Below are 5,138 nucleotides of genomic sequence, written 5' to 3'. Positions count from 1 at the left end.
TTCGTTGCATCAATTTGCTGCACCGGCACACCGGCATGAATGGACTGCGCAGCAGCCACACCGGCGGACTCCCCTAGTACGCAAAACACCGGCTCCATACGCGCAGAAGCATAGGCGATGTAGCTGGCCGAGAAGCACACCGGCACCAGCAGATTGCTGCAAGCATCTGCCTTCGGCGTGATCGCCCGATATGGAATGGGATAAGGATGCCCCGTGCCTTGGGAGCCGCCGACGAACATATTGCCCTCCGTTGCCACGCCCATCTTCCCGGTGCCGGGATCTGCCACGGCGTAACGACGCACCGGATAGATATCCACACCGTAAAGCGCCAGCCCAATGCTGTCCTCCACCTGTGTCTTGTTCCACACATCCGCCAGCGTCAGCACATAGGGCCCCTGCATGCGTCGCGAGATTCTGACATAAAGCTGATTAGGCCAGCCCTCGGTGTCGGCGTGCATCGTTTTGTCCAGTCCGAGCGCCACCGTCTCGGCGCGAAACTTTTCCGGCACCCGTGTGTCTGTGCTCAGAAAGTGATGCAGTCCACTGAGGTAGTCCTTGTGCTGCCTCCAGATGCGCGACTTCGCCTCCCATTTCCCATCCTGATAGTAACGGCTCACGCCCAGCGGCGCGATCGTCACCAATGAATCACGCTTGTAGTTGTACTCACCGCTGTTGAGCCAGCCTGGGAAAATGTCCCGCAACCGCTTGAGCAATTTATCTTCACCTTCCGTACAGCGAACGAGGTGCTCCACGTAGCGCCCGACAACTTCAAAATCCTTCGCCTCATAACCCGCCGGCTTTTCAAACGCGATGCGCTTTGCCTCATCACGCGTCACATAAAAGCGATAGTTGTAAGCCTGCGTGTAATCATCCGCTGAGCCCTTCGGCAAACCATGATCAGCATCCACGAGCGGCAGCATTCCGCTCTTTGCATCCCCTTGCACCACGTAGGGATCAATGGGCGTCCAGTTCGTCGTCGGCCCCACACCTGCCAGTTCTTCATTGAATACCTCCTTCGCCTCACGTCCCACGGCATAAGGCACCGCAGCCGCCGCCATGACATCGCCCTCATAGCTCGCGTCGATGAACACCTTCGCTTCGACCACGGCCGCATCCGATTGCGCAGCCTTGGGTGCAGGCACGCCGTTTTTGTCCGGCGGTGCCAGTTCCAGCACCAGTTTCGTGATCGCCTTGCCCGTCTTTTCCACCTTTTGCACACGATGCTCAAAGAGCACCGGAATCTTCTCCTCCTCCAGCCACGCCGCGAAGGCCTGACGGATGGCAGGTGGCTGTTTGCCCAGCTTGAAAACACGGCTCGTCGTCAGCCCGCCCACTGCCTCTGGTGCCGCGCAGTCCTGCATCGGCTTGATGCCTGCACCAAGAATCCCACCCAACCAGCGGCTGGGTTCCACGATGAGAACTGAGCAGCCTTCCTGCCTTGCCGTCACGGCAGCCACGATGCCTGCGGGCGTTGCGCCGTAGATACACACATCCACTTTCTGCGGAGTGACTTCAGCATGCGCAGCATGCAGGGCCAATAGGGGTACCAGGAAGGAAACAGGACGCAACATGCTCCTATCTGGCCACAACTTGAAAGTCTGTCATGCGGCATTCTCTTGCCCCATCATCTCATCTCCAAGGTCTTCCAGCGATGATTCCAGGCCTTGGTTAGTTCTTCGACAAGGCGTTCGAGTTGATCGAGTTCCTGCACGGGCAGACGCAGCAGCGGCACGCCGGTGGAAGCGAATAGCATGTTCACGAACATATCGCGTTTCCTGGCTTCGGCGCGCTCGTGGCTGGGGTCATCCAGCTCGATGCCGAGCATGGGCATCCAGTCGTCATTGCGGCAGATGAGAAAATCGACGTGCTTCTGGCTGATCATCTGGAAAGCGCCGTTCGTTTTCTCATGCTCAAACACATCGGCCAGCCGGGGCTTGATCTGAATGCGGCAGCGCTCCCCGGTGATCTGCAGGAGGCAGCTGTGAAACTTGGCCTCCGTGGGAGTCAGCAGGGGCTTGGCCGTGTATTCATACGGCATTGCAACACGCATGTCGGGATCGGGAGCAATGAGCTTCATAGGGATGGCTATTATGGAATTTATAGCCATATCTCTTCACCTCACAAGCATACTCGCATAATTCCTCCGACAGGCAGCCTAGCACACTCATCCACCAAACGTGGCAGCAGGAACGCCCTGCGCACCGGGTCGGCAGACGAAAAGACGGCCTGCAAGAGGCTCCTCCAGATCGGGCTTCTTGCCTGTGGTGATGTAGAGATCGCGCAAATCGGGGCCACCAAAGGCACAGGCGGTCGTTTCGACGCAGGGGAAGTCGATCTGCATCTCTTCCTTCTGGGTGGCGGGATTGAAGCAGACCACCTTGGCACCGTGGCAGAAGGCGATCCAGAGACGGTCTTCGGTGTCGATGGTCATGCCATCTGGGGAGGAGGGATCGGCGCTGGTGTCCCAGATGACGCGCTCATTGGTGATGGCGCTGGTGGCGTTGTCGAAGTCGAAGGCGCGCACTTTTTTGCTTGGCGTGTCGATGTAGTACATCGTGTTTGCAGCACGGTTCCAAATGATGCCATTGGAGTTGGTGACGGGACCGAATTTCTTTTCGACGCGCAGATCGGTATGAAGGCAGTAAAGTGATGCATCAGGGCGCTTCTGGAGGCAAATGGTGCCGGCCCAGAAGCGGCCGGCGGGATCGCACTTGCCGTCGTTGAAGCGGTTGTCAGGGAGGTTGGGCTCGGGATCGGCGATGGGGGTGCTGATGCCGGTGGCTTCATCGAGGAAAAAGAAGCCGTTGTCGCCTGCCCAGACGAGGCCGCCGCTGGCGCGTGGAACGACGGTGCCGACGCGCTGGCCGACGTCCCAGATCTTTTCTTCACCTGTCGATGGGGTGAGGGAGATGATCTTATGGGTTTCAATATCAACGTACAACAGGCGGTCTCCGTGCCAGATTGGGCCTTCGCCCCATTCAGAAACGTGGTTGGAGATGAGTTCGGGAGTCATGGGGTGGGGCGCTTGGGAAGGGTGATGAAAGCTTCGGCGAGGTAGTGGGGGATGAGGGGCTGGGCGATGAGGGCGGCGAGTTCGTCAGCGGGCAAGGATTGGACGATTTTGGCGAGCTTGGCGGCGTCTGGTTTGGCGAAACGGAGGGACAGGCCGAGCGGACATTTGGCGTCGAACGTGTACACTATTTCGCAATCGGCGGTGCGTTGGCGGGCGACTTCGGCGGAAACGATTTCGAGATCGGGCAGCAGACGGCCGTTTTCGACGCGGGCGAGATAAAAGCTCTGGCGGCGGGCATCGCCGATGATGTTGTAACTGGCGGGAGCATCCAAATCTGGCGCGGCAAGGGAGGACCAGCCGACGCACCAGACATTGCGCGAAAGTGCGATGCCCTGAGCGGCGGCGATGGCGATGCGGACGCCGGTGTAGGAGCCGGGGCCGTTGCCGATGACGATGCCGGTGAGTTGATCGCCAGCAGCGGCGAGGGCTTCTCGGAGCGGGGCAAAGACTTGGGCGTTGTGGGAGCGCTCGGACTGGAAGGTCGAGCGGAAGAGCACGTCATCGCCCCGCACGACGGCGATGCTGCCGTGGGCGGTGGAGAGGTCTAGGGCGAGGAGCATGAAGGGATTGGCCGAAAGAGAGGAAAGAAAAAGTCAGAAGGTTTAACCACGGAAAACACGGAATACACGGAAAGAATCCGTCAGAGCGCTGACTTCTTTGGATCGGAAGCAGTACTGCTTTCTCGAACATGCCGCGAGCCGTCTGGCTGGGGTTCGATTTGGAACCAGCGGGTGTGGGGTGGGAGGAGGTCGGGGAACATGTCGGCCCATTCGACGATGATGACGCCGGGCTCGGTGAGGAACTCGTCCCAGCCGATGCCGATGACTTCTGCGGCGGAGTCCATGCGGTAGAAGTCGAAGTGGAAAATGGGGAGGCGGCCATCGAGGTACTCATGCACCAGAGTGAAGGTGGGGCTGGTGACGGCGGCCTGTGAATTCATGCCGGCGACGATGCCGCAGGTGATCTGGGTTTTGCCGGCTCCGAGGGTGCCGCAGAGAGCGATGACATCGCCTGCGACGAGTGTCGGCGCGAGTTGGGTGCCCCAAGCGAGGGCGTCGTCGGCGGTCTGCAGGGTGATCATGCGTCAGCACTCAGGGCGAAGTGGTCCCAGCCTGTGCTTTCGAAGTCGGGGGGGCGGCCTTCGCCGGGGAGGACGAGTTTGCCGATGATGGTGAGGGGGAGCTTGGGAAAGGCGAGGCGCCATTTTTGCAGCAGGGACTTCACGCTGCGGGGATTGACGGCGAGTAGGAGTTCGTAGTCTTCGCCATCACCCCACGCTTGATCGAAGGTGCAGCCGGGATTGCAGGGGAGTGAGGCTACGTTGACTTGATAGTGCGTGCCGCTGGCGAGGGCGAGACGCGGGAGGTCCTTGGCCAGGCCATCGCTGATGTCCATCATGGCGTGCGGATGGGCATTTTCGGAGAGCCAGCGGCCTTCTTCGAGGCGGGGCTGGAACTTGAGATGCTTGCCGGTGATGGAGCCGCCGAGGCGGCCGGTGACGAGGATGACATCGCCGGCCTTGCCTTCGCTGCGGGAGAGCCAGCGCTTGGAGGGGACGGTGCCGCTCATGGAGATGGAGAGCATGAGCACGAGACCGCGCGAGGTTTCACCACCGACGATGTTGATGCCGTACTCCTTGGCGATGGCGCGCATGCCGCGATAGATCTCGGAGAGGAACTCGACCTGCATGCTGGGCGGAGCCACGAGAGTGATCATGGCATGACGCGGTGTGCCACCCATGGCGGCGAAGTCGCTGACGACGCGGGCGATGGCTTTGCGGCCGATGAGCTTGGGCGGAGTTTCGAGGGTGAAATGGACGTCCTGCACAAGGGCGTCCGTTTTGAGCAGCGTGTGCTCGTCCTTGGTGCTGCGCACCACGGCGCAGTCATCCCCCGCCCCGGCGATGACATCGCTGTCGAGCTTCACTCCGCGCATGAGTTTGCGGATGAGATTGTCTTCTCCGATGTCGGCTAGGGTGGGCATCAGCGGAGAATGACGAATGACGAAATAATGACGAAGGCCGAATGAGGAAGGCAGACGGAATGCCTTGGGCTGGTCGACGTGG

Annotated in this window: 6 protein-coding genes; all 6 read right to left on the bottom strand. The window is 60.3% G+C overall.

The annotated features are described in order from the left end of the window. Positions 1 to 1,571: FAD-dependent oxidoreductase (locus tag ACIREA_RS26380; RefSeq protein WP_397385310.1), on the bottom strand; the 1,571-nt coding region annotated here is incomplete at its 3' end. Positions 1,572 to 1,624: 53 nt separating this feature from the next. Continuing rightward, positions 1,625 to 2,077, bottom strand: coding sequence for a DUF2726 domain-containing protein (locus ACIREA_RS26375; RefSeq protein WP_397385309.1), 453 nt, complete (start codon positions 2,075 to 2,077; stop codon positions 1,625 to 1,627). An 87-nt stretch (positions 2,078 to 2,164) separates the two neighbouring features. Continuing rightward, positions 2,165 to 3,013, bottom strand: coding sequence for an SMP-30/gluconolactonase/LRE family protein (locus ACIREA_RS26370; RefSeq protein WP_397385308.1), 849 nt, complete (start codon positions 3,011 to 3,013; stop codon positions 2,165 to 2,167). Further along, the gene (gene tsaB, locus ACIREA_RS26365) at positions 3,010 to 3,633 is read right to left on the bottom strand and encodes a tRNA (adenosine(37)-N6)-threonylcarbamoyltransferase complex dimerization subunit type 1 TsaB (RefSeq protein ID WP_397385307.1); all 624 of its coding nucleotides are present in this window, start codon (positions 3,631 to 3,633) and stop codon (positions 3,010 to 3,012) included. Before tsaB ends, ACIREA_RS26370 begins: the two co-directional genes overlap by 4 nt. 80 nt (positions 3,634 to 3,713) lie before the next feature. Then, on the bottom strand, positions 3,714 to 4,154 hold the full coding sequence (tsaE, locus tag ACIREA_RS26360; RefSeq protein WP_397385306.1) for a tRNA (adenosine(37)-N6)-threonylcarbamoyltransferase complex ATPase subunit type 1 TsaE: 441 nt from the start codon (positions 4,152 to 4,154) through the stop codon (positions 3,714 to 3,716). Continuing rightward, the coding region (locus ACIREA_RS26355; RefSeq protein WP_397385305.1) for a thiamine-monophosphate kinase at positions 4,151 to 5,138 on the bottom strand (988 nt) is incomplete at its 5' end. The genes tsaE and ACIREA_RS26355, both read right to left, overlap by 4 nt.

Origin of the sequence: Prosthecobacter sp., from assembly GCF_044373815.1 — a bacterium.
Taxonomy (GTDB): Bacteria; Verrucomicrobiota; Verrucomicrobiia; order Verrucomicrobiales; family Verrucomicrobiaceae; genus Prosthecobacter.
This window is presented reverse-complemented; position numbering and strand designations above follow the sequence as displayed.